Here is a 24,019-nt window from a genome sequence, read left to right as displayed (position 1 = left end):
AACGACAAAGGGCCAGCGCCGGGGAATGCCCGCCGCTGACCCCATGCTCCTGCCAAGGAAACCGTGGGGCGGCCGCTGCTCGCCGCCCCGCTATGTCACCCCAGCCCCAGCCCGCGACCCTGCCGCTTGGCTTCGGCAGCGTGGGGCGCTGCGCATCGTAGCGGTAGGCATGGACGGGCACGTTCGCGTCCTTGAGGGCATCGAGCAGGTGGCTCTGAATACCCGAACCCTGACAGATCACCGCTTCGACAGGACGCAGGCTCACAAGCTGGTCATTGCGCTTGAACCCGGCGGCGCGCCCGTGCCGGGCCTGCGGGGCGAACGTGACAAGCGGGACACCATTGCGCGCAGCCCATGCGGCGGCGATGGCATCGCATCCCTTGCGCTGGCCGGTGGTGCACAGCGTCATCGTGGGAATGCGCGCCTTGATCTGGTCGAGCCGGTCGTAAAGCGGCTGGAAATCGTGCCACTCCTGCCCGCCGGAAAACACCACAAGCGGCCCGGTTGGATTGCGCTTTTCGCGTAGCGCGGTGGCGCGGGCTTTGAGGAAATCGGCAGCGGCGATCTGGCTCGCCGTGGTCGCGCTCGACACTTTCGAGCGCGCGCAGCGCTCCATGGATGGCCGGTCTGTGCCCGGTAGCATTCGGCCGCATAATCGCGCATGCATTCGAGCGCTGCGCGCTGTTCCATTTTGGTCTGCGCGCGCAGTTGCAGGTCTTCGAGTTCGGCGCTGTAAATCTCGCTGCCGTCGGGATCGCGCGCCATCTCGCCAAGCTCGCGGGAAAGGGTGTCTTCCTCACGCGCCACCTTCTCGGCTTCGTAGTGGAACGAATTGACGATGCCCCATGCGATGCCCTGCGCGCAGGGTTCGAGCCGCGTATCACGGAAGAGGTCGAACACGGTCATGACGATGGCGCGGCAATCGTGCTGCGCCTCCTCGGGCCCGGGCATCTCCAGTTCCTCGCGCTCGCCGCGCGGATCGAGGATCGAAAGCGCGTTCACGTCGTCGAAGGCGAGGTGGAACGCATCGCTGGCGGTATCCTCGCGGATCGCCTCGGCAACTGCTTCCTCGCGGCTAGCTGCGCGGTACTCCTCGGGGGTCATTCCGAGGGCTTCACCGAGCGCTGCGAAATCGTTAAACCTGCGGTTATTCGTTTCCTTGGTCATGGTGCAATCCTTGGCAGTGGTTGCGAGCAGGGTCGGGAGAGGGGGTCCAGCCCTCTCCCTTCCCGTCCGGGCTTAGAACGCGGGGATTTCGTCGTTCAGGTCCTCGGCGATGCGGCCGTCTTCGGTGGCGTTGCCTTCACCGAAACCGTCGTCCCGCTGGCGACGCCGGGTCTGGCGCGAACCGTCCATGTTTTCGCGCCGGGGCGTCTGGCGGTTCCAGACCACCCGGTAGCCCTCTTCGTTGTCGCCGAAGAGCATGATCTGGAGCGGTTCGGTAAGGCTGGGGTCTTCGAGACGGCTTGATAGAACACCTCGCCGGTCGAGTTGCTGGTGGCTTCCCACAAGGCCCCCACCTGCACCCATCGCCGCGCCACATTGAGCGCCACGATTTCGTAAGCCGGGGCCTTGTCGTTGTCGCTCTCGACCGGACGCATGCCGAGACGTGGCAAGTCGATCGAGACGGTTGCGATCGAACCAAGCAGCTGACCATTGATGACCTTGAAAGTACCGATGTTCATGAGCGTTACTCCAATTAATGGGGGATTCTCCCCTAGTCTTTGGTCCGGGGCCTCTCCCCTTCCCTTCCGACACAATAATTCTACCCTCTTTCCTCTAAATACTAAATATCATTGATTTCTTGACAGTATTTCATCGTACACGGTGAGTCCGAGCAAACTAAAGGCCCCGACCAGGGGCCGCATACAGAAATACAAAGGACGTATTGCCCGCCCATGCGGGCAATTCTTCTTCTGACTGTGTTGTTGGGCGCAGCTCTGGCCTGATTTCATCGCACACGGAGCCGTCCTCGCAGGGTCGCAAGGGGCGGGCGCGGCCGGCGGGGGCAACAGAAATCGCGGAGGGTCCGCCCGGAGGGTGGAAACCGTTATTTCTGTTGAGGCGCTGCAAGCGCCGACCCCGGCGGACGGGTCTGCCACGCAGGGATACTGGGAGGCGGCGCAGGGTGCGGTGAAATCACTGGCCCAAAAGACACCATCATGCGCCCCTGCGCATGATTCCTTAGCCGAAGGCTGACTGTCGCAGCGCCGCAGCCGGCCCCAAGGCTCGATCACAGCCCTTCAACCTTTCCCGAGCGCCATCGCGCCGGGCAAAGCCACACCCGGGCAAGGGATCGTCACCCGAAGGGCGGAGATCCGCATAGCGGAGCTCCGGGAGCCGCAGGCGACTAGAGCCCGGTCCCGCCGCCGGCGGGATGCCCCAAATGTCCCCCCAAGTGGCCACCCCCAGTGCCCCTAAGCGTCCGGGCCAAACGCCTGAGATCGCCTGGACACCGCCGGCTTCATCGGCAGGGACCCTCGGCAAACCGGGTCGCCTCTATGACGCTGGAAAGCCCTGAGAGCAGCCGTACCGCGCATGGCTCGAGCAAGCCTGCGCGAATTCCATATTGCGGGCGATCGCCCCGCGCTTTGCCGGTCCACCACCGTCGTACCGCCCAGGCCGTTCATATCTGGAGGAAAGCGCGAAACCGCCATGCTCGACACGTCCAACCTCAAACGGCCGAACCATGGCCGGACTTTCTGCGCGGGATCATGTTCGGCACCTTTCTGGTTACCGTGGTCCTGCTGAAGTTTGCCCCGCTTGCCGGCCCGCACGATCCGGCGCTGCGGGGTCACTATCGCCTGGCCTGGGCCAAGGCGCTCTACGCCAGTTATGGAGAATTCAACCGGCAGCACCAGGCGATCATGACCTGGGTCATCCCGGTGGCATTTGCCGTTGCCGTCCTCTCGGCACTCGTGGCTCTTCGCTACAGCAAACGGACCGGGTTCAGGGTGTTCAAATGGACTTGCGGGCTGCTGCTGCTCGTGCCCATCAAGATCTACTTCCTGGCCCTGCTGGAGGTCATGCTCTGCATGATCATGTTTTCGGTGCCCGGATCCATGAGCGTCCAACTCAATGGTTTCACCCTTTCGGTGTTCGCCTTGGCGGGCCTCACCTACCTGCCGAACTTCGCCGCGCCGCCCGAAGTGGAGATAGCCGCTGAAGCAACGCCCGAAGAAGACACACCCCCGGAGGACACACCCCGAAAGGACACACTGGAAGCAGACAGGCCGAATCCCGAGGCGCCCGATGCCCAAACGCAGGCGCGCGCGCAAAGGCCGGCTACGGAATCACCGGACGAGGAACAGCCGGAAGACAGCGTCTAGCGCAGGCGCTGACGCGCGGCTTGCGCGGAAGGCAGGCACAGCCAGACGCACCGCCTTCGCCCCCAAAGCAACAACCAGGCTCTCCGGCTAGGCCAGCAGATTTGCGTGGATGGCGCCCGAAGCGTGGTGGTCGTGCCAATAGCCAAGCGCGTTATCGAGCCAGCCCTCGGGGAACGGCTGCTCGGCATCGGCGAACTCGGCGAACACGCCGTGCAGGTACTCGGGCGAGACTTCGCCGCTGAACAGCCCTGCCGCGCGGTCGCCCGAGACTTTCGCGGCGAGCGCCTGGACCTGCTGGCCGATGGCTCCGGGCGCCGGGTGCCCTTCGTCGTCGACGACCGCGGTGGCGCCATCCAGAACCACGAAATTGTATCCGGTGGTGCCCTTGATCAGGTCGAGGTCGGCCAGCGAATAATAGTTCGCGTCGCCGATCTGCGGCGGCGCCTGCGGGCTGGCGATCGAGAGCGCCATATAACGGGCGAGCCACTGGCGCGGCGTCAGCGCCGCTGCATGGCTATCGGGAACGGCCTCTTCGGCCATCAGCTTCAGCAGACTGGTTCCTGTCGATGGCAGGAGCAGGCTGCCATACCCCGTGGACTTGGCCTCAGGCACGGCGGCCGGGAACGTTCCATCGGCAGGCGCCGCGTCGTCAGGCAGCGCCTCGCGCGCCGATGAATGAGACGAGCCGGCTTCGCTGTCGATCGCCAGCGGGGCGGTGACAGGGACGACGGGGGAAACAGGGGTAATCGACAAGGGCACCTCCCGAGCGCGGGGACCGCCAGGTCCCGGACAACCGCGCTGCGGCGCGGCACCGATCACATCTTCGCTCGGTTCACTATAGGCGATCGGGACAAGGCTCGGGGCCTCCCAAGCTCTATTATCGCAGGAGCCGCACCGCAGCGCGCACGCGGGCGCACCAAGGCCAGAGCAACCCCATTCGTCGGCACTCAATGCGCTGATCAAGGGACTGCCCGTATGGAACCAGCCTGGAGCAATGGGATATAAGCCGCAGGACGGATCGACGTCTTCGCAGGGCGCCGCGCGACCGTGCCGGGCCTTACTCGCCCTTGTCTGCAGGAGTTTCAGGATGAACGTGAAAGATGCGATGGACGGGTATGATTACGACCTGCCCTTGATGGATGCGCTCGACAATCCCGAACTCTCGGTGACCCGCCGTGTGCTGGCGGGCGCGATGATCGGCGAGGGCGTCGACACCGCCTATTTCGCGACCGGCGAAATGGTTGAGGCCTTTGTCGCGCTCGAGGCCGACGCCAGAAGCAAACGTCGGCACGGCGAGGGCTTCCTGGCGCTGGAGGAGATCCTGACCGAGAAGAACCCGTTCCAGATGCGGCTCTGGCACCTGCTCAGCGAAAAGGCGATCGGCGAGGCCATGGTCGATCTTGCATGGCTCCGCGGCCTCGCCCTTCAGCGCGGCCGCATGGCGAAAGTCCTGCGCGAGGAAAGCCTGCCGCTCCAGTACATCCCCGAGCGCGATCTGGTGGAAGGCAAGTCGGCCGCCGAGATGCTGCGCGAGGTGACGCACGCAAAGCGCTGAGCGATCAGGCCACCAGCGCGAGGATCGTTTCGGCTCGGCCGGCCTTACGGACAAACCCGGCCGCCCTGCGTGGTCGATGGGGCTGTCGATGGCTTTGCCGATAGCGCACGTGTTGAAACGCATCGCAGGCCCGTCGACAACGAATTTATGCGCCGGTTGCGGCGCTACCATGGCGCTGGCCGATTGGGGCAGGACCGGGTGCGCGGCTCCATGGGTTGGATGCCCCGGGATGGCCGACACCAGAGCGCGCATCAAGCATCGCGATCTTCTGCCGATCTCCTCTTGTGCTTCGGCCGCAATCGGGTCAGTTTGCGCCATTCCCGGGGGGGCAATCATGATCCGTTGGCTACTATGCCTGACTGTGCTCGGCGTTTTGATGCCGCGTTTGGCCGAGGCGCAAGAGGTACATTTTCTAATCGCGCCCGACACCGTGGCAGCGAAACAGTGCGAGACCGAAGCAGGCAAGGACGCCTGGTGGAATGCGCTTCCCGAGCCGACGCGCCGCGACGCGGGGTTTCAGGCGGAAGGATTGGGCATAGCGCCGGAACAGCATCGCCAAGCCTTGATCGTCGAGCACTGCACGCTGGCCCGCGATGGACTGGTGGACACGTACTCGCAGACCCAAGGCCTCGCAGGCTGGGGTGAATGGTGGTGCAAGGCGAGCTGGAACGACAAGTGCCTCTCGAAGGAAGTCGTCACCGCGCCGGAGGGATCGCAGATCTGCCGGGTGATCTACAGTATTTCGAAAGATCGCGGCGACAATCGCTTCCTCACTGAAGCCTCGGCCTACCTGCAGGACGGGCCGGGCAAGACGCGGCGCTTCAGAACGCTGACAATGACGCTCGACGCGCGCGGGAAAGGCAGTCTGTTCAACCAGGAAAGCGCGCACTTCCGGCTCACCAACGTGCTTGTGACGATGGTGCCCGAGTATTGGTCCGATGCGGCGCGCCGCAAGAATGGCTGCCTCATTCCTGCCGCCCCGCCGGTGCCGCTCCCGCCCCAGCCCTCACCCGGCCCCCTGCCGCAACCGATACCCGCGACATTTTCGCAATCGACGACCGACGGCGGGCATTCCTATCGTTTCGGGTTCGCGAACAGCGGCACGTCCCCACCACCATGGGATACGAAGTCTACATGTTCGATGCCTCGGGCGAGCGGCTGTGGGGCACTGGCAGCGTCACCATCGCGCCGAACACCACCTGGGCCAGCGACGGCTTCCATAACTGGAACGCCGTAAGCTGGCGAACGCGCTTTTTCATGATCACCAACTGAAATACCGACGGGGGGAACGAATGACCAAACTGGCAACGCTGCATGTCGATCTTGAGGCGGCGAGGGCCGCGGGTTGCGCGGGCTCACTGCTGGCCGGAACCGAGATCCAGCGCTTTTTGGAGGAGCCTCACGCGATAGACCCCGCCTTGCGCCGGGTGCTCGAAGCAGGTGGGGCATGCACGGTCGTCTATTACGCCTGCGGGACGTGCGCGAATGGCGGTGCCAGGGTCGAGTATTTCTGTTCCGCCGGAGGCTCGGCGCCGGATCACGTCGGATGCGAAGCATGTTGAGACGGATCAGGCACGCATCGGCCGCCGCCATGATCGCTGCAATTGCGGTCACGTCCGCTCCGGGAACGAGTTTGGCCCAGCCCCTGCCCGCGCCGTCGCCCTATCTGATCGAGGGCAACCTCGCGCAGTGCGGACCGCATCCCATCTTTCTCGACTACGCGCTGCCCGACGTCGGAATGGCGACGATAACGCCCGCCGGAACCATGTTGGTCATCAACCCAACGCGGTTGGCGGAGCGGCCAACCGCTGTGCAACTGTTCATTTTTGCCCATGAATGCGGCCATCTGGTCACGCGTGGAAACGAAGCGGACGCGGATTGCTGGGCCATTCGGATCGGACGCGACCAGGGCTGGTTCACGGAAGAGAACTTCCCGGATCTGGTCGCGGATCTCGGAAACACGCCGGGCGATTTCACACATGCTCCCGGCCCGGTTCGCCTTAGGCAGTTGTCCGACTGCTTCCATGCCCCCTGAACGAACCGCGGTGCCAACCGGCGTGCCAGCGATGCAGGGCCCGTCGGCGGCCGCGATGGAGCACGAGGTCACCCCCGCCCCAGCACTGAACGATCAGGCGACCAGCGCCAGGATTGTCTCGGCGCGGCCGGGTCGCCGCGGCGAGACGCGAAAGGGCTGGAGCGGGTTGCCGGTGCGCACGACGAACTGCTCGGCGCCGGTCGCCTCGCGCAGCTGGACGGCCACGGCATAGGCGTTCTCGAACGAGGCGAGCCGCTGCCGCCGAGGGGAGAAGTTCGGCAAAGTCATGGCGCAATTCCTTTGACTGACCTGGGGTGGCCGGGCGCGCCAAACGGCGGTAGCGGGGCTTCAACGCTCCTGGGCCCCGCTCCTCAGCGATTGTCGGGCTGCTTCATGATTTCCTCGTAGCGCGCCTCGGCAACGCCGTAGAACGGCCCGCAATAGCGCATGAGCCCTTCGCGATCACGGATGATGACCAGACCCCGCTGCGCCTTGATCCAGCCCTCGGATTCGAGATTGTGGATCGCGTGGGTGATGCTGGCGCGTCGTACCCCGAGAATGACCGACATGTTCTCATGGGTCAGCGGCATTTCGTCGTGGCCGATGCGATCGTGATACATCAGCAGCTTGCGCGCCAGGCGCTGCTGCACCGTGGCAAAAGGTCATGGTCGTCCTCTCTCGGCCTCATCACGCGGCCAACGGTGAATATTCGCCGCCGGACAAGCTGGAATCACAGGCCAGCATTGAACCGGTCGAGCCAGTCCCGCATCGTCGGGCGTTCCTCGAGCGGGATGGTCGCAGCGACGTCCTGGAAGCGGATCAGATCGAGCGGCGCATCGCGCGCGATCCGGTCGATCTCTCCGGCGGGCAGAAGCCGTTCGTGCCTGATGAAATCGGTCATTCGGCCGGGCCGGGCACGGGTGGTCTTGCGCTACAACCCTTCGACGATGTGGAGGCGGGGCGCCGCCCGCGCCTCGACCAGGACGAGTAGGCGCAGGCACCATGCGGGCAGATCGCGGACCTCCTGCGGAGTCATGCCGATACAGAACCAGCAACTCGACTTGGGCGGTACGGGTAGCCCTTCGGCCTCGATACGGCGCGCGCAGGCCTCGCGTCCAGCCCCAGTCGCGCAGCGGATGGCGATAGTTGTAGAGCGGATCCTCGATCTTCGCCGCGTGGGCATGGCGGATCGTGTCGCGGGGGCCCGCATCGAAACCGATCAGCCGCACGACCTTTTGCCCGCGCGCCCAGGCATCGATTGCCGGCTGCCAAGTCTTGAGGAAGGCGTCTTGCGGCGCCTTCGTGTACTTGAGCGAGCAACTGCTGCCACCCAGGCTCTTGCTCGGGAGCGTCCCATTGGTGAGCGCCATCTCGAGCAACGAGTGGTAGGGCGGCCAGTGCTTGAAGCGCCTGGGCTCGTAGCGCACGATCTCGTGACGGATCCCTCGCGCCGCCATCCACGGCCCGATGACGTCCAGATAGGCATAAGTCAGGGGTTTCTCGACGCCGGTGTCGGCGGTCAGCACCAGGTCGGGCGGCTCCCCGCGACTGGCCAGTTCGACCAGCAGGCCGGTGCTGTCGACGCCCACGCCGTAGGCGAGGACGGTCGGGGCTGGCGGATGATCCGGCTGTTGTGCTGCAGTAAGCGTGGCCATCTCACGCGTCCTCGGGCGGGAATGCAGTCTGCCTTGCATCGCCGGTACCATCGGTGACCACGAGCGGCGGCACTGCGAAATCTGCTGCAGCGAACCAGGCCAATGCCGCTTCGAGAGATCCCAGCTTTTGCAGCAGATCGCGGCTCATCATGACCGTATCTTCCTCGTCCGCAGTGTAACCGCTAGGCACGCCCTCCCCTGTGAAGACGACGCGCCCGGCCCCCCAATCCGAGCAGTAGCCGCCGTACCAGCGAACATAGGCCAGGCCGAGATCGCGGCACCGTGCTTCGAGCGCTTCGAAGCGGCCCCACGCGACTTCGTGCGCAACGAGCCTGAGTGATTGGCCCCAAACGTGATCTTGGGGCTCGAACGGCTCGCCGTCCATTCGAGGGAAAGGCCGTCGCCCGCAATGATCCCGGCGAGCGCCGCAAAATCCTCGGGGCTAACGCTACCGCCGATCTCTATTGACGCGGAAACGCGATTGGCCATGGCTCAGGCCTCCGCGGATCGAACGGGGCGCGAGCCGCCCATGTGCTCGCCCGCATCCGTGAAGACGTCCGGGAAATTGCCCGCCGTGCGTTTCACTGCCGGCATGCCCGACAAGTCGATGACTTCGAATTCGTCGGACACATGGGTGTAGTCGCAGGGGCGGTAATCCTCGTGCCAGCACCATGTGCCGTCGGGCCACAGGAGGAGCTTGGTGCCGTCGTTGTCGCCATTCGGGATCGGGGTTTGCAGCGGATGGGTCATCGGGAAGTCTCCTGTTCCGGCGCACTGTTCATGCCGTCACTCCTCTCCTCCCCCTCCTCTCCAGTTTGCCGGCCAAGTTTCAGAATGTCCGCGACGCTCATGACGAACACGGCCTTGGCCCGGCGTCCGAATCTGAAGCCGCGATTTGCCGCGTATTTGTGAACCGCCGCCTGCTTGCGCCCAAGCGCCGCAGCGAGATCGGCCATGGCGATGCCCCGCGCAAAGGCGATTTCGAGCGCGGCGCATTCCTCATCGCTCCAAGGCCGATGGAAGCCGTGTACCAGGCCGAGAAGATTGGCGCGCGTGAAGATCGAGGCCTTGCTGCGCCCCATGGCCCGCGCGAGCTCGGCCGTGGGCACCTTCCCGTAGCCTTCGCGCAGCCGGGCAACGTCGGCCTCCGTCCAGTCCGGGCCGCCGCGCCAGCCACTGGTCCGGCCATGCGTGCCCCGGAGACCAAGATAGTCGGCGCGCCAGCGGATCGAACTGCCGCTACGACCGAGGCGCTGCCGCAGCGGCGTCAGACTGGCATTGGTCTGGTAGGCGCGGATCAGCAGCGCGTCTTCCTCATCGCTCCAAAAACGCCCCCAGCCTTTGCCTGCCCCGAGCCGGTTCATGAGGCCCCGAACGCCCGACTTGGTCCGTGCCACAAAGCCTTCAGCGCAGAGCATTTGCCCGATCGCTGCATAACGATGTCCGGCCTCGGCCAGGGCAAGCACCCGCTCGATCTCGGCGTTCGACCAACCCGGCGAGAAGTTCGGATGCCTAAGGCCGAGTTTGGACGCGCGGCTGACCAGTCCCGAATGCGTACGCCCCACGATCGTCGCGATCTGCGCGGTGGATATGCCGGCGACAAACCCGGCCCGCAACTGAGCATCTTCCCAGGGCGTCCAGTCCGGCGCATTGCCTTCGGAAAGATCGAGCAAGGCCGCGCGGGCATAGACGGCTGCGCAGGTCCGGCCGAGTTCCGCCGCGATTGTCGCGGTCGCATCCTGCCCGTAGCGCCGGACCAGATCCTCGTCCTCGATCGAGGTCCAGGACCGGAAGCTGTGCCGGCGCAGGCCGAGCAGGCAGATCCGGTCGGCGACGCCGCCCCTTCCCCGCCCCAGGGCCTTGGCGATTTCGCCGATCGGTAGATCGTCGGCGAACAGCTGCCGCAGCTGGCGGATTTCGGTCGGGGTCCAGGCATCGGCCCGAAACGGCATTTCACCGAGCTGGCGCCCGGCCTGGGCAGCGACGGGCAAGAAACCAGCTCGACTAGAATGGGCTTACTGTCACCGATCATGACAGCAGCGCGACCGGCACATCGCTCAGTTTCGCGCGCAATCGCGCATGGAGCCGAGCCATACGGCCCTGCCCGCGCGGCATCGTATCGATAGCGCCGAGCGCTGCGAGCACATCGAGCGCCTGGTCCACGGCCTCAGTGGTCGCCGCAAGGTGACGCGCCAGTTCCTCGCTCGTCGTCGCATTGGGCGAAATGGTCTTGAGCGCAAGGCATATCGCGCTCGCCACTGGCGCCGCCTCGTCGAGCAAGAAAGCATCGAGCGCGCGCGTACCTCGCAGCTTCAACACCTCGTCGCGCGGCACGTGTGCTTCGCGCAGGGCGCCAAGATCAAGCAGACGCTCGGCTTCCGCACGGTCGAGATCCGCGGCGGCGTGCAACTCAGGCGTCGCGCCGAGATGCGCGGTGATGGTCTCGTCGATATGCCCGAGCACCGGGGTGCACGAGAGCGCCGGGCCGAGCGCATAGAAGTCGCCGGGCTGAAGCATGCGCAGCTTCTCGGCCTCGCTACGCGTGAAGCCGAGAATGTCGGCGGCGCGGGCGATATCCCGGTCGAAAACGTTGACGCCGATGAGGAAGTTCTGAAGCTCGGAGACGACCGAACTCGAGAGCTTGGCAAGGCGCTGCGTGGCGATGATCGGCGCGATCCCGCGCTTGCGGCCGCGGGCACACAAATCGGTGAGCGTCGCGACCCCGAGGCGGCGCGTCTCGGCATCGCGTGCGGAACCCGCCAGGTGCGGCGCGAGGAGATGGCCCTCGTCGATGGCGACCAGCACGGTGTGCTTCCAGTCCTCGCGCGGCGCACTGATGAGCCCGGCGAAGAAGGCCGAGGCCTTGACGATGCGCTGCTCGGGATCGAGGTCGGTAAGATCGAGATGGAGTGCGATGCGGTGATGCCGCGCGCGCATGGCTGCGGCGGTGAGACCATCGGCGGCGATCTCGCCGGCCTTGAGCGTGGTGGCTCCGATGTGCTCGGCAAGATTGCCGAACTCTCCTTCGGGATCGACGATCATGGTCTGGACGTAATCGAAGGCCTCCTCGACGATCCGGCGCATGGTCCGGCTCTTGCCCGCGCCCGAGCCGCCCTGGAGCAGCATGCGGCCGGCAAGGACCTTGTCGAGATCGAGTTCGAGCAGCCCATGCATGTGGCGACCGATCGGCACGGCATTGCGCGGCGACACGGTCGGTGGCTGCGAGCTCACAGAGGGCATAACGGCAAGATTACTCATCGCGGGTCCTTTCTCGCTGGCGATGATTGCTGGGAGTGGTGTTCAGCGCTTGCCTGCTCGGCCTCGGCGCGAGCGATCCCGGCCTCGATGAAACCGAAGAACACCCGCAGCGGCAGACGCACATTGCGCAAGTGAGCTTCTGGCCATTCGATCTTGTTCGGGCGGCGGAAACCGCCCTCCATGTAGAAGGGGTGGATCAGCAGCAGGACCGGCCCGATCACCGGGGGTAGTTGGAGGCCGAATGCCGCGCACAAGGTCCGCGCCTTGGCGAGATCATGGCCGACATGCCGGCGCAGCCACTCGTCGCTATGCCCGTTGAGCGCGAGCCAGGCCTTGAGCGCCAGCTCGAGGGCGACGGCGATGTCGTAATATTCGATCTCATGGTCGGGAGGATCGAAAGGCGGACGTGGCTTGGTGAGCCACCGCTCGGCAACATCGATGCGGTAGCGTGCAAGCAGCAAAGGCGCGAGCGGCAACCCGGGACTGGGCGACGAATCCGGCATGGGACACACTTCCTTCAGGGAATTCGATCAAGTGGGGCAATCCGACGACGATCTCGATCGTCATGGCTGCGAGGAGCCCGGCCCGGGCGCCGCGGCGAAGATGGTGCGATGCACTCGGGTTTCTGGAACGACCGACCAATCGAGCTCGCGAAAGCGCCGGATGCGGTAGTGGCCGCGCCCGCCCTCGGGGCGAAAGGTGATCATCGCCCCGCGCTTCACGACGATAAACGTGTCGCCATGGTGGCCGTCGGTGAAACTCAGCGCGCGCGCGAGCTTGATACGCATACCATCGACGATCTTGCGCGATCGGCGCTGCAGATTGGCCCGGCAACGGCGGCGCCAGTCGTGCGCATGCGCGTTGGTGGTCGGCGACAGCATGTCGAGGATCCTCGCCGGACAGCCGTCCTCATAGGGGCCCATGGTTTCGGTCATGTCCTTGTAGCCGAACTGGTGCCCGTCGGTACTGCGCGGGTCCCAGCGCACGAGACAGACGATGGCGAAGACTTCGCCCGGCACATCATTTTCGAGAACTTGTGCGGCCGCGTACCAGACTCGGTTGCCGGGGCAGGCCGATGCGAGCACGCGCAGTCCGCGAACAGAACCATCCTCGCCGATATGCGAATAGGTGAACTGGGCATCGAGGTAGGCCTTGGCGGTCTTGTGCCCGCCCATGTGACAATGGTGCATGAAGAGCCAGCCCATGGCGATGTCTCCCTGTCTGTTGGGGCAAGATCAGTGCACGCGCTCGGCGCCCTTGCCCGGCGGGGGACCGGGCTGGCTGAAAGCGCGCAGAAAGTGGAAGGCCTGCTCGGCCTTGGCGGCGGCGGTGAAGATCGCTGTGTGGTCCGTGCGCAGCACCTCAAGCCACTCGCCAATGTAGCTCGCGTGGCTGTCGTGAAGCTCGCTCGGCAGGCCCAGTTCGGCGCAGATCGCCGCGCTGGTGCATTCGGCGACAAGTTCCTCGACGCAGTAAGCCGCATCGCCAAACCGCTTGCCGAACGTCCGGTCGAGCCGGGCCCTGCCGCCGCTCCAATGCGCCAGCTCGTGCGCTTTTACCGAGGCATAGCCGTCACCGCTGCGAAAGCTGCCGGGACTTGGAAGCTGCACATAGTCGCGCAGCGGGTGGAAATAGGCCTCGTCGCCGCCATGACGGATTTCGGCGGGGATCGGCGCGAAGAAGGCATCGATCGCCTCCTGCCGTTCGGAAAGCAACGCCGGCGTCGGCGCAATGTCGCGCGGATAGAAGTAGCGCGGGAGGCCCTCGATCTCCTCGGCATTGTAGATCACGTAGTGGCGCAGGAAGCGGATGAAGCGGACTGCCGTCTCGCCGAGAAGGTTCGGCTGCCCGGCCTTGCGGAAGGTCGACGCGTAGATCGACATCGTCGGGCGGGCATCCCGCCGGACATGGCCGCCCAGTTCCGCGGCCTGGCGTGCGGTCATCCAGTAGCGGCTGCGGTAGCCGCGCATATCGGCGATCGACCAGAGCCAGAGGCAATTGATGCCGCTATAGGGCGTGCCTTCGTGGCGCAGCGGACGTCCGCCTTCACCAGTCAGGGACCAGCAGCGCCGCCACGGCGCGGTCCCTGCCTCGAGGCGCGAAATGATGATCTTGGTGACCTCGCGGGCAATGTCGCGCGAAGACTGCGGGAAGGACGTCATGGCTGAAATCCTGGTGCTGGCTGGCGGCGCCTGAGGCGCGCAGACGATGCTGCCGGCATCGCGGATCGACGCCGGCAGCCTGCTCAAATCAGTTCAGGGGTCCTACTCGGCGGCCTCGGACCATTCGCTCAGCGCATCGTCGTCGCCGAAGACATGCGGAGATTCGTCGCCGCCATCAGACTCACCGATGCCAGCATCGTTTCCATCGATATCGAGGTCTTCCCCGCCATCGCCCGTCTCGCCATCATCCGGACCATCGCCGGCGCCATCCAGTGCGTCCTCAATCAGGCTCGCCAAATCGTCCTCGGCTTCGGGGTCTTCGGGGGCGCTCTGCGCGAACTGCATGGCGGCGGGCACCCAGGCGAGCGCCTTCTGCTTGATCTCCTCCTCGATGACGACATCGCCCGCGAAGAGCTTCTCGCACGATGCCGAAATATCGCCCTTCTTCTGGCTAGCATGGCGTCCAGAGAGCGCCGGGCCGCCGACGTCGTCGAGCAACGAAATCAGCGCGCTCTTCGAAACCCGGTCGAAGAAGTTTTCCGAAGTCGGGCGCCACCAGCTCGCCACGTCGATTTCGAGGATCGTCGCCAGGCGATTCTGCAGGGCGTTCTGGCGGGTCGCGCCGCTTTCCTTGGCCTCGAACGAAGTCGCGACCACCCAGGCGAGCCAGGCCGCCTTGGCTTCGTCGTCGAGCGCGCGGAAGGCATCGAACCGGCCGATCTTCGTGTCGTCCTCGGTCCAGGCCGCGTCGAGACCCTCGCGCACTTCGGCAAGGTAGTCTCTCGCCCGCGAGGCCGGCATGTTTTCGGCAAGCCCCGGGTCCTGCGGCCGCGATGCCCGGATGCTCGTGCCGCTTTCGAACCACTGGCCCGAGCGCTCGTCGGCCATGACAAAGAGCAGGTAGTCGAGAGCAAGAGCAGGGCTAGCAACGATCGCTGCGCCCAGGACGTCGCGGCGCTGCACCGCGAGCTGATCGGACAGCACTTTGCTGAACGCGGCGCCGCCCGGGGCTGCCGCATCAGGATCGACTTCGGCGGACTTACCCGAGGCGGTCGTGGCCGCCCCTTCCTCGATCCGGAAGGTCGGCGCGCGCGGAGCGCGAGCGGTGTTCTCGCCATCGGCCTCGCCGCCGGTCTGCTCGTCAGGCGCATCGCCATCCTGGGCGCCTGCGTCATCGTCCGGGCCAAGCTCGCCGGCTTCGTCGCCTTCGACCTCCTCGGGATCGACCATCGTCACGCGGAGCGGCGTTTCGCTGTAGTAGGTTTCGTCGAGTTCCATCGCGCCCTCGCGCGAAAGCGTGAGAAACAACCCAACGCGCGGCGCGATCTCGGGGGGCAGGATCGCTGGGCGGTGATGGCTGATCGCTGCCAGCTCATCGGCCAGGAAGTCGTTTTCGGCATCGAGGGCCTCGTAAGCCTCGTCGGAAAGTTCCTCGTCCGCCATTTCGGTCTGGATCACGGCGATGCGATCCTCGATTTCGCCGATGCGCGCGAACTCGGCCTCGGAGAGCGGCTCGGTCGGCAGGCTGACCCGGTGAAGGCCGCGCGCCGCATCCCAGGTCGAGGTTCCGGCGACCGGACGGATCCAGGCCAGGCCGCGTTCCTCGCCGATGCGCCTGGCTTCGGCTTCCATCAGCGCCGCGGCGAGATTTTGCGCGATCTCGGGATTGATCCAGCGGTCGCCGTCCTCGCTGAAGAGGTCGCGGTCGATCGCGCCGCCGGCCGCCACATAAGCGTCCTCGCCGACAAGTCGCGCGATCGGCTCGCTCCATTTCATGCTCTCGTTGGCGATGACGCGGCGAATGGTATCGGCGCCATAGTGCCCATATGTGCCATGGCTGTTCCAGACCATCATCTGGCGCTCATGGCTTTCGGTCGAGGCATAGGCCTTGGCCATGTCGAGCGTGAGCCGGCCAGCGGCGAGGGCCTCGAAGATCGGCTCGGCGAGGTTCGCAAGGCGCAGACGGCCTTCCACGAAACGGCGGGTAATACCGAAGCGCTTGGCGACCGCATCGATATCGCCGTTCTGTCCCAGAAAGTGCTGGAACGCCCGGCATTCGTCCGCCGGCGACATGGCGAGATGATGGAAATTTTCCGCAAGCGAGGCCTCGGACAACTGGCTCTCGTCGCCATTGAGCAAAAGTACCGGCACATCGTAGGTCACGGCATCGATCTCGCCGCGTTCGGCCAAGAGCAGGAGCGCGCGGTGACGCCGGCTACCGGCAATCACGGCGAAGGCGCCGCGCGGCTTCTTCACCGAGGTGACGATGAGGTTCTGGAGGATGCCGCGCGCGGAAATATCGGCGGCGAACTGTTCGATGAGGTCGTCGCGGCTTTGCGCACATTGATCTCGGAGGCCACCAGCTTGGCGAGTTTCACGGTCTGGATCATGGGATTTCACCTTCTTCTGGCGTCCGGCCAATTCCCGGACACCAAATCCCATCCCTCTCCCGCTCTCATTCCCCGGCCGCTCTGATGCTAGGGCCATCGCCCGCGCCCGCAGCCGGCATCCTGGACCCGCGCGGGCGCTTCCCCCCGCACACCGCCCAAATAAAAACGGCGGGCCATCGGATGGCCGCCGCATCTATCATTGAGGAATCGTCAGCGGGACCCGCCGGCAGTGACCCTCGCCGCAGGTCAGGTGTCGGCGGCTGCCGGCTGCTCGGCCTTGACCGGCACATCCTTGACGGCCAGCTCTGCTACGGGCGCCTTCTCGGCTTTAGGAGCCTTCGGAGCCTTCTTGACGGCAGCCTTGTTGCTGGCACCGGCCTTGCCCTTAACCTTGGTAGCCGCGGCTTCACTGGCCTCGCCCTCAAGAGCGCGCGAAACGAAACGCAGTCCCAGTTTCTTGCGATCCTTGCCCGAGCTCTCGGAACCGGCCTTCGGAGCCGGCACATCACTCTTGGCAGCCGCCGGCGCTGCCGACTTGGGGCGCGCCATCTTGCGTGCGGGCTTTGCCGAGGGCGCTGGAGCAGCGTGCGCCACTGCCTGCGCGTCAGTCTTCACGGCCGGAGCGGCTGTCTCGGAATTTTCTACAGAGTTCGCCTTCACCGAGGCGACTTTGCCCGCCGCTACAGGCGTTTTGACCGACGCGTGCTTCGTGCCTGCAGCCTTGGCCTTAGTTGCCTTGCCAGTAGCGCTCACCGGCTTCGCGGCCTTGGCAGCTACAGCCGGTGTCTCGGTCGAGGTGGGAGCATTGCTGGCGACTGTGACGGGCGGCACAGACTTCGTGCGAGCCGCCTTGCGTGCTGGCTTCGCCTCGACAACAGGCGCTACCGCGCTCGAGCCTTGATCTTTCGCCTGGGGCTCAGGAGCTTTTTTCGGCGCCTTTGCAGGTGCTGTAGCGGGTGCTTTAGCGACCTTGGGCGCTTTCGCCTTGACCATTGCTACCTTCGCGGCGGGCTTGGTTGCTACTTCAACTTCGGCAGCCGGGACCGACGCCTTGGCAGAGGTCTTGGCGGCTGCACGCGCTGCCGAGCTCTTGTCCGCAGATCCCCCCAAACCCATCTTTTTGGCAACACTGCTGCGTTGTTCTGAATAGCTGGGCGCAACCATCGGGTAGTTGGCCGGAAGACCATACCGCGCCTTGTATTCTTCAGGCGTCAGCCCGTTGTTGGTGAGGTGGCGCTTCAAAGCCCTGTAAGGTTTGCCATCGATGAGACTTACGATGTGATCGCGCGACGCAAGGCTTGCCTCAACCGATACAGCCGGAACGAATTCTGGGGCCGGCTCGCCGCCGGCTTGCCTTTCGCCGGCAAGCGCTGCGCGCGTCGCCTCGATCAGTCCGGCAAGATCACCGCTCGCAACAGTGTTGTTAGCGACATAGGCGCTCAGCAGTTCGACTGTGAGACGGGCCAGTTCCGGTTGCTCGGCTTGCGACATGTGGAATTTTCCTCAACGGGTCACGGTAGGAACTGCACTTTCGCCCTATCGCGTGGCATGTAAAGGCTTATCCTGCGCGCACCGGTCGTTTTTTGCCCTGTTACGCAGTCGTATCTGCTCATCGCCCATAACCGATAGTGATTAAAGCGAACGAATGCTGCAAAGCATAACCTCGGTTTACTAGACCAGAGCAACCTTGAGATCGTTCAGTACCGAGGCGAAACCTGGTGCCAAAATCAAAGGCGACTTGTGAACCGACCGCAGGGCCGGCACCGCCCGCTCGTAGATGGCGAGGTTGACCTCGTCGTTGAGGCGCGACGGGTAGATGATCCCGTCGACTTTGGCGGGATGATCGTGAAGAGCGAGCGACCAGCCCCGCGAAAGCGTCTGCGAGGACGCGCGCACGACATCGGTCGGGATGCCCATGCGCACCGGACCATCGTGCCGCAAATCGACAAGCGTGAGCGGGCGGGTCGATGTGATATGGGCAACCACACGCTCGCGCAATTCGACCTCTTCGATCGGATAGTCGCCGACTTGCCCATTGCGTCGATCGCGCAGCGTGGCTTCGAGGAAGCAGACCTTGAGCGACGAGCCGAGGTAGAGCACTCCGAAGCGGTTGGCCGCGATACGGCGCCTCGGATCGCTGAAACGGCTCGGCGTCTTCCCGAACCCTAGGGGATCGGGAAAGCGTGAAAGAAAGATGCGCTGGTAGACTTCCCCTGCAGGAATGGTCGCGAGGTCGAGGTCGACCCGCGCAAAGGCTGGCGTTGGATAATCCGACATTCGGGCCGACATTCAGGCAAAAGCGCGCGCAACGCTCTCCGCCGCTTCGAGCACTTCGCCGTCCTGCCCGCGGCGCAGCGCTTCGGCGCCAGTGAAGCCGCCCAGCTCGCCATGCTCCTGCACGAGGAAGCGGTAGACCGCCCAGGGACTGTCGCCCAAGACTGCAAACAGGGCAGGCAAAGCCGCGAAAGGCCGCCGTCTTCGCCGATCTGCCAGTCGGGATAGCGATAGCCGCGCGTCGCGCCCTGCAGCCCCAGAACCTGCTTGCCCACGCGCTTGGTGTTGATCGTCGCGCGGGTGGTTCCCAGGTGCTTGGCAAAATCCTCGGCGCTGAGCATGTCGGGGCCGGCCAGGATTTCGGCCACACGGTCGCGGCCGCGTGCCCGCGCCGCGGCGAGCGCCGCCTCGAGTTCGGCATCGGTCTCGCTCGCCGGTTTACCGACCGGTTCCGCCGCCGTATCGACGATACGCGGCTTGCCATTGGGCTTGACCTCGACGGTGAACTGGAGCGCCGTGCCATCGCTGCGGCTTCTTGCCGTCGCGGCTCGCAGCGCCTCGATGACGACTTCGAGCGCGTCGGTCGGGATCGACAAGGCGCGGCCGATTTCCTTGGGCATCGCGATGGCCTTGCTCGAACCATGGGCAACGCTGACAAACTGTCCGGTGCTCGGGTTGCGCATCATCCAGTTGCCCGACTTGCGGGTAGGTCCTTCGCGGCGGGTTTGGGGCTGGCTCATGGCTGCAAACTATCCATTCTCGTAAAGTTCGTCAAGTTCGGTAAGCTCGGCACCCCAAAGTTACGCCGCTTTCAATATCGCACCGATGACGGTCTCGGCGCCGTTCGCGGGCACGAAGACCCGCGTGCGGTACTGGATGATCTCGGTGAAGCAGCCCAGGCTCTTGAGCCACGGGAGCCGCCCGGCGGGTGCATCGACGATTTCCACCCGGTGCTTGCCGTTCACGATCGAGCGCCGAAGGTCATTTCAAAGGGATGGCTGACCTGGACGGTGCGCCCCGACAACACCGAAGCCGCGATCGCATCCACGGGCATCTCTTCGCTGCGCGCGAGGCCCAGCTTGGTATAGAGCCCGACGACGTGCTGGTCGAACACGAGGCGGCCAAGCCAGCTGTTGCCGTGCTTGTCGACCACGCGGTTGACGGCGAGATGATCGGACGGCAGCGCCGACCAGATCGGCAGAAGGAGCCCGGTCGCGAGACGGATCGTCTGGGTTTCGAGCTGCTGCGCGGCCTCGGCTGCTTCGCTCGCCCAAGCCGCGGCAAACGCCGCCTCGTCGACTTCCTCACAGGCGCTTTCGGCAAGACTGTCCTCCCGCATGAATTCGCGGCGACATGGACGCTGCAGTTCGACGCGCGGGATCGGCTCGCCCTCTTCGCCCATCCACGAACGGGCGCGCGAGCGCAGTGCGGGCTTGCCCGAGCGAGCATTGATAACGAAGGCCGGCTTGTCGGCCCACCGGGCAGCCTCGAGGATACGTTCCAGCGAGATCGGCGTCTTCCGGCGCGCAATCTCGATCGTCAACAGGTGCGTCGTCGCGCCCGAATTGGGATCGGTCCGCAGCACGACGTCGTCGACCACTCTCGCGGTATCGGCCGTGATGGTCTCGACACCGACATCGTGCGTTCCGGCCTCGCGCGCGGCAGCAACCCGGGTTTCGACAAGCGCGAGGAATTCCTCGAAGATCCGGTTCTGCAGCGCGATCGGAAGAGCGAGCAGGCGATTGAGCCAGCGCTGGATCGGCGGCAGCTCGTCCTTCAGGACGCCGTCGCTATCGAAGATTTCGAGGCCGGTGAGCGATGTGAACTCGCCAATCGTCGTGCTCTTGAGCTTGCCATCGTTGAGCAGATGGAACCAGGACACCAGCGCATCACGGGCATAATCGCTTTCGAGATTGTCGGCGGGATCGAACAAGCCCTGCCCTCCGGTTTGGCGCTGCCCGCGCGTCAGGGCGCCCAAGCTGTCGAGCCGGCGGGCAATCGTCGAGGTAAAGCGCAACTCGCCCTTGCAGTTGGTCGTGACCGGGCGGAACAACGGCGTCGATGCTTGATGGGTGCGGTGCGTTCGCCCGAGCCCTTGAATGGCCCGGTCGGCGCGCCATCCCGGTTCGAGCAGGAAGTGCACGCGCTGTTGACGGTTCGCGGCGCCGAGGCTGGCGTGATAGGAGCGGCCCGTGCCGCCGGCATCGGAAAAGACCAGGACCCTCTTGGTCCCGTCCATGAAGGCGCCGGCCTCGGCCTGGCTGGTGCGCGGTGTGCGCGTTTCGACCTTCTGGCGCCCGTCCCCGGTTGTAACGAGCCGTTTCGAGCGCCCGGTCACTTCGGCAACCCGGTCGGCCCCGAAATGCTCGATCAGCGCGTCGAGCCCCGACTTGATCGGCGGCAGCGCGCAGAGATGCTCGAGCAGGCTGTCGCGCGCCGCGATCGCTTCGGGGTTATGGACCGGATGCCCGTCTGCATCGCTCATCGGCCGCGAGAAGGGATTGCCGCTATCGTCGGTGAAGACTTCCATCTGCCGGGTGGGAAAGGCGCGCATCAGGTAGTCGACGATCTGGTCGGTCGGAGAAAGCTCGATCTGGGGATCCGCGCGCTCCTCCGCCGACATCTGCGATAGCCGCCGATCGAGAATCGCTTCGGCCGTGGTGACGAGCTGGACCACCACCGACTGCTCGGCCTCGAGGTGCCGGGCGATCGCGGCGATCACCGTGGGCAGTTTCATCGAGAGGAGCACCTGGCCGAAGAAGCGCTGGCGGGTTCCTTCGAGACGCGAGCGCGCCGCTGCCTTGGCACCGCTGTTGAGCGTGCGCCCTTCGAAGGCATCGACGACATTGGTCGCCTCCAGAGCGGCCTCTAGGTTGGTGTTGATGACTTGCCAGGCCGCGCAATAGGAGTCGTAGATCTCGATCTGGATCGGCGTCAGCTCGTGGCGCAGCACTTCGTATTCGACCCCGGCGAAGCTTAGCGCCCGCGAAGTATAGAGCCCGAGCGCCTTCAAATCCCGGGCGACCAGTTCCATCGCTGCAATCCCGCCCTGGCGGATGCTGGAAATGAACGCGGCGCGGTCGGCGAACGCCGTCTCCGGCCCCCACAGACCGAGGCGAACCGCATAAGCGAGATTGTTGACGTCGGAAGCGCCCGTAGCGGACGCATAGAGTACGCGCGCATCGGGTAGATGGTTCTGGAGGAGTACGCCGCAAATGCCCTGCTGCGATCCTTCCTTGACGCCCAGCGCACCCTCGCCGCCGGCGACACCGCCCATCTCATGGGCCTCGTCGAATGCAATCACCCCGTCGAAGTCGGGGCCGGCCCAGTCGATGATCTGCTGGAGCCGTGAATGCTCCGCGCGCTGCGAGCGCAGCGTCGGATAGGTGACGAAGAGAATGCCTTCCTCCAGCTGGATCGGCTGATCGATCTTCCAGTTGGAGAGCGGTTGCACGTCGGCCGAGAGGCCGGCCAGTGCCGTCACATCGCGCCGGATATCTTCGAGCAGTGGCTCATTCTTGGTGACGAAGATGTGCCGGCGGCGCCCCTGCAGGCGGTTGTCGAGGATACACGCCGCGATCTGTCGCCCTTTGCCCGCACCGGTGCCGTCGCCGAGGAAGAAGCCCTTGCGATAAGCCCTGCCCTCGGGATCAAGCTTGAGCCCAACCCCTTCCTTTTCCGGGACGAACTTGCCGGGCAGCATCTGCGACCAGGCATGGCCTGCGTAGACCACCGTTTCGAGCTGCGAGGAGGAAAGCAGCCGATCGGTCACCGTGCGCTCTGGAAGATGCGGGATGTGGCTGGGGATCGGCGCCGGGATCGAACCCATGGCGACGGATTCGACGAGGGCGGTCGGATGCTCGCGGCGACATCGAAGACGATCCGGCTCGGCCGGTAGGGCAGATAGACGCCGACCTGTTCGGCAAGCGGGGCCGGGCTTTCGAGTGTGGTGTAAGCGACCGGAAGCACGGCATTGCGCGTAGGCGCGTGATAGGGCCGCGGCGCTACGACCTTGGCCTTGCGCGCGGCGCCGAACATGGCTGGACGGCTGCTCGACACTGGTGTCCGAGCGGCGCCCTCCTCCGCCGCGCCATGCGCATCCCTGCACCGGGGCGGGATGGTCACGCTCTCGATGCAGTGCGCCACCTCATTGCAGTGCACTATGGTCGGCGTGATATCGCCCGGGACCTTGTCGATTACGTAAAGCCGCACGGCGATCTCGGTGCCGTGCTTGCGGTAGCAGCTTTCGAGCCGCAGCGACCGCTCTACGGTGCAACCGGCAAGGATCGTCGCGTAAGCCGCATTGAGACGCGTATTGGCAGCGAACCAGTCGGGCATGACTGCAACCACGCGGCCTCCGGCGCACACCCGCTTGATCGCCGCCTGGAGGTGCCGCAGCGCGGCAAGCGAGTCCGCGCCGCGCCCAAGGCTGCGCGCGAAGGGCGGGTTCATCAGGACGACGCTTGGCTTTGGGAGGCCGGCATGAAGGCTGACAAGGGCCGCGCCGTCGTGGCCGCTGATCGCCGCGCCGGGAAAGACATGCGCGAGGCGTTCGCGGCGGCGGTCGTCGATCTCATTGAGCTGAAGGCCTGCACATGGCCCAACTTGCGCGATCAGTAGGCCATTGCCCGCGCTGGGCTCCAGGACAATGTCCTCAGGACCAATCGCGGCGAGCAAGACCGCCAGGCCCGCAATATCGGCGGGGGTCGAAAACTGCTGGAGATCGATCTGCTCTTCGCTGCGCACCGTCTGCGTGGGCAAGCGTCCCATCAGGCCGGACAGGGCTGCAAGATCGCTCAGCGACCCAAGCCCATGGCCGCTACGCGAAAGATGGAGGGCAAGCGCGTGCTCGAGCATCTCGAAGCTGTCGCGCTGGGTCCAGTGGCCGTCGGCGTCGCTGCCGCCGAAAGCCAAGGTCATTGCCTCGTTGAGGTCGCGGCGGGTGATGTTTGCCCTGCCGCCCAGCAGTTGAGCAATGTGCCGCGCCGCCGGGGCATCGGTAACGGCCGGAAATCGAGTAGGTCGCGCATGGAGGTCTCCTGGGCTTGGCTGCCCCACCGGCAGCTCACCCCTCTCCTCCCCCTCCTCTCTTCATTGCCGCGAGCCGCCCCGCCCAGTCCTTGGCCCCCGATGGGAAGTCCGTGCGGATCAACCGCCCGCTTGGCATAGGCCACCGACGCGCGGTTGACCGCGCGGCGCCCGGCAAGGTCGTCATCGCCGGCAAGAATCAGTTTCGCTCACGCTGTCGGGAATGGTCACCAGGCCGAAGCGGCGCGACCCCAAGCTGGCCCAGCCAGGGAAGCCTGTGCAGCAGCGACCATGCCCGTGCGGTTCGAACCTCGGCCAGCCCCCAGCCGTGGG

At 65.3% G+C, this 24,019-nt stretch carries 22 protein-coding genes and 3 pseudogenes; 5 read left to right on the top strand and 20 right to left on the bottom strand.

Going from position 1 to position 24,019, the window contains the following annotated elements:
- The 3 genes from ADT71_RS32750 to ADT71_RS03510 form a co-directional block, all read right to left on the bottom strand.
- Nucleotides 1–490: DUF2493 domain-containing protein (locus ADT71_RS32750; protein WP_231635537.1), on the bottom strand; the 490-nt coding region annotated here is incomplete at its 3' end.
- Nucleotides 406–1,167: a hypothetical protein gene (locus tag ADT71_RS03515; RefSeq protein WP_231635536.1), complete on the bottom strand. Its 762-nt coding sequence runs from the start codon at nt 1,165–1,167 to the stop codon at nt 406–408. The genes ADT71_RS32750 and ADT71_RS03515, both read right to left, overlap by 85 nt.
- A 95-nt stretch (nt 1,168–1,262) precedes the next feature.
- Nucleotides 1,263–1,685, bottom strand: coding sequence for a DUF736 family protein (locus tag ADT71_RS03510; RefSeq protein WP_369818158.1), 423 nt, complete (start codon nt 1,683–1,685; stop codon nt 1,263–1,265).
- A gap of 1,029 nt (nt 1,686–2,714) precedes the next feature.
- Here ADT71_RS03510 and ADT71_RS03505 point away from each other — a divergent pair.
- Nucleotides 2,715–3,329 (top strand): hypothetical protein, encoded by a 615-nt coding sequence (locus tag ADT71_RS03505; RefSeq protein ID WP_054435167.1) that lies wholly within the window; start codon nt 2,715–2,717, stop codon nt 3,327–3,329.
- 87 nt (nt 3,330–3,416) lie between these two features.
- Here ADT71_RS03505 and ADT71_RS03500 read toward each other — a convergent pair whose 3' ends face one another.
- Nucleotides 3,417–4,082: a hypothetical protein gene (locus ADT71_RS03500; RefSeq protein ID WP_132469998.1), complete on the bottom strand. Its 666-nt coding sequence runs from the start codon at nt 4,080–4,082 to the stop codon at nt 3,417–3,419.
- Nucleotides 4,083–4,416: 334 nt separating this feature from the next.
- On the opposite strand from ADT71_RS03500, the gene ADT71_RS03495 reads away from it, so the two are divergent.
- From ADT71_RS03495 to ADT71_RS03485, 4 genes are all read left to right on the top strand, one after another.
- Nucleotides 4,417–4,884, top strand: a complete 468-nt coding sequence (locus ADT71_RS03495; protein ID WP_054435163.1) for a hypothetical protein — start codon at nt 4,417–4,419, stop codon at nt 4,882–4,884.
- A 334-nt stretch (nt 4,885–5,218) separates the two neighbouring features.
- Nucleotides 5,219–6,121, top strand: coding sequence for a hypothetical protein (locus tag ADT71_RS03490; RefSeq protein ID WP_156336455.1), 903 nt, complete (start codon nt 5,219–5,221; stop codon nt 6,119–6,121).
- A 55-nt stretch (nt 6,122–6,176) separates the two neighbouring features.
- A complete protein-coding gene (locus tag ADT71_RS31115; protein ID WP_132469993.1) occupies nt 6,177–6,446 on the top strand; it encodes a hypothetical protein in 270 nt (89 codons plus the stop codon).
- Entirely contained in the window at nt 6,440–6,919 is a 480-nt protein-coding gene (locus ADT71_RS03485; protein ID WP_132469991.1) for a hypothetical protein, read from the top strand. Before ADT71_RS31115 ends, ADT71_RS03485 begins: the two co-directional genes overlap by 7 nt.
- A gap of 93 nt (nt 6,920–7,012) precedes the next feature.
- Here the strand turns inward: ADT71_RS03485 and ADT71_RS03480 are convergent, their stop codons facing one another.
- The 16 genes and pseudogenes from ADT71_RS03480 to ADT71_RS03410 all read right to left on the bottom strand — a co-directional run bounded on the left by ADT71_RS03480 (nt 7,013) and on the right by ADT71_RS03410 (nt 23,635).
- Entirely contained in the window at nt 7,013–7,207 is a 195-nt protein-coding gene (locus ADT71_RS03480; protein WP_054435152.1) for a hypothetical protein, read from the bottom strand.
- Between the two features lie 83 nt (nt 7,208–7,290).
- Nucleotides 7,291–7,569, bottom strand: a complete 279-nt coding sequence (locus ADT71_RS03475; RefSeq protein ID WP_054435151.1) for a helix-turn-helix domain-containing protein — start codon at nt 7,567–7,569, stop codon at nt 7,291–7,293.
- A gap of 80 nt (nt 7,570–7,649) precedes the next feature.
- Nucleotides 7,650–8,574 (bottom strand): annotated as a pseudogene (locus ADT71_RS32745) (hypothetical protein).
- Nucleotide 8,575: 1 nt separating this feature from the next.
- Nucleotides 8,576–8,959 (bottom strand): hypothetical protein, encoded by a 384-nt coding sequence (locus ADT71_RS03465; RefSeq protein ID WP_231635534.1) that lies wholly within the window; start codon nt 8,957–8,959, stop codon nt 8,576–8,578.
- 107 nt (nt 8,960–9,066) lie between these two features.
- Nucleotides 9,067–9,324, bottom strand: coding sequence for a hypothetical protein (locus tag ADT71_RS03460; protein ID WP_054435148.1), 258 nt, complete (start codon nt 9,322–9,324; stop codon nt 9,067–9,069).
- The gene (locus tag ADT71_RS03455) at nt 9,321–10,565 is read right to left on the bottom strand and encodes a hypothetical protein (RefSeq protein WP_197282902.1); all 1,245 of its coding nucleotides are present in this window, start codon (nt 10,563–10,565) and stop codon (nt 9,321–9,323) included. The genes ADT71_RS03460 and ADT71_RS03455 overlap by 4 nt, the downstream gene beginning before the upstream one ends.
- A gap of 37 nt (nt 10,566–10,602) precedes the next feature.
- Nucleotides 10,603–11,814, bottom strand: a complete 1,212-nt coding sequence (locus ADT71_RS03450) for a type IV secretory system conjugative DNA transfer family protein (protein WP_054435145.1) — start codon at nt 11,812–11,814, stop codon at nt 10,603–10,605.
- Between the two features lie 14 nt (nt 11,815–11,828).
- Nucleotides 11,829–12,335 (bottom strand): hypothetical protein, encoded by a 507-nt coding sequence (locus ADT71_RS03445; RefSeq protein ID WP_054435142.1) that lies wholly within the window; start codon nt 12,333–12,335, stop codon nt 11,829–11,831.
- Between the two features lie 60 nt (nt 12,336–12,395).
- Nucleotides 12,396–13,037: a hypothetical protein gene (locus ADT71_RS03440; protein WP_054435139.1), complete on the bottom strand. Its 642-nt coding sequence runs from the start codon at nt 13,035–13,037 to the stop codon at nt 12,396–12,398.
- Nucleotides 13,038–13,067: 30 nt separating this feature from the next.
- Entirely contained in the window at nt 13,068–13,994 is a 927-nt protein-coding gene (locus ADT71_RS03435; RefSeq protein ID WP_054435170.1) for an ArdC family protein, read from the bottom strand.
- A gap of 102 nt (nt 13,995–14,096) precedes the next feature.
- Nucleotides 14,097–16,067, bottom strand: coding sequence for a chromosome partitioning protein ParB (locus tag ADT71_RS03430; RefSeq protein ID WP_231635538.1), 1,971 nt, complete (start codon nt 16,065–16,067; stop codon nt 14,097–14,099).
- 75 nt (nt 16,068–16,142) lie between these two features.
- Nucleotides 16,143–16,436: pseudogene (locus ADT71_RS32740) on the bottom strand (ParB/Srx family N-terminal domain-containing protein); the annotation flags it as partial.
- 194 nt (nt 16,437–16,630) lie between these two features.
- Nucleotides 16,631–17,875 carry a MucR family transcriptional regulator gene (locus ADT71_RS03425; RefSeq protein WP_054435136.1) on the bottom strand — a complete coding sequence of 415 codons (1,245 nt, stop codon included), beginning with the start codon at nt 17,873–17,875 and terminating at the stop codon, nt 16,631–16,633.
- Nucleotides 17,876–18,055: 180 nt separating this feature from the next.
- A complete protein-coding gene (locus tag ADT71_RS03420) occupies nt 18,056–18,661 on the bottom strand; it encodes an RES family NAD+ phosphorylase (RefSeq protein ID WP_054435134.1) in 606 nt (201 codons plus the stop codon).
- Nucleotides 18,550–19,398, bottom strand: coding sequence for a hypothetical protein (locus ADT71_RS03415; protein WP_054435131.1), 849 nt, complete (start codon nt 19,396–19,398; stop codon nt 18,550–18,552). Before ADT71_RS03415 ends, ADT71_RS03420 begins: the two co-directional genes overlap by 112 nt.
- Nucleotides 19,399–19,458: 60 nt before the next feature.
- Nucleotides 19,459–23,635, bottom strand: a pseudogene (locus ADT71_RS03410) (strawberry notch-like NTP hydrolase domain-containing protein).
- Nucleotides 23,636–24,019 lie beyond the last annotated feature (384 nt).

Origin of the sequence: Novosphingobium sp. ST904 (assembly GCF_001298105.1) — a bacterium.
Lineage (GTDB): Bacteria > Pseudomonadota > Alphaproteobacteria > Sphingomonadales > Sphingomonadaceae > Novosphingobium.
The sequence above is the reverse complement of the archived record's forward strand: the minus strand, read 5'-3'. Positions and strand labels throughout refer to the sequence as shown.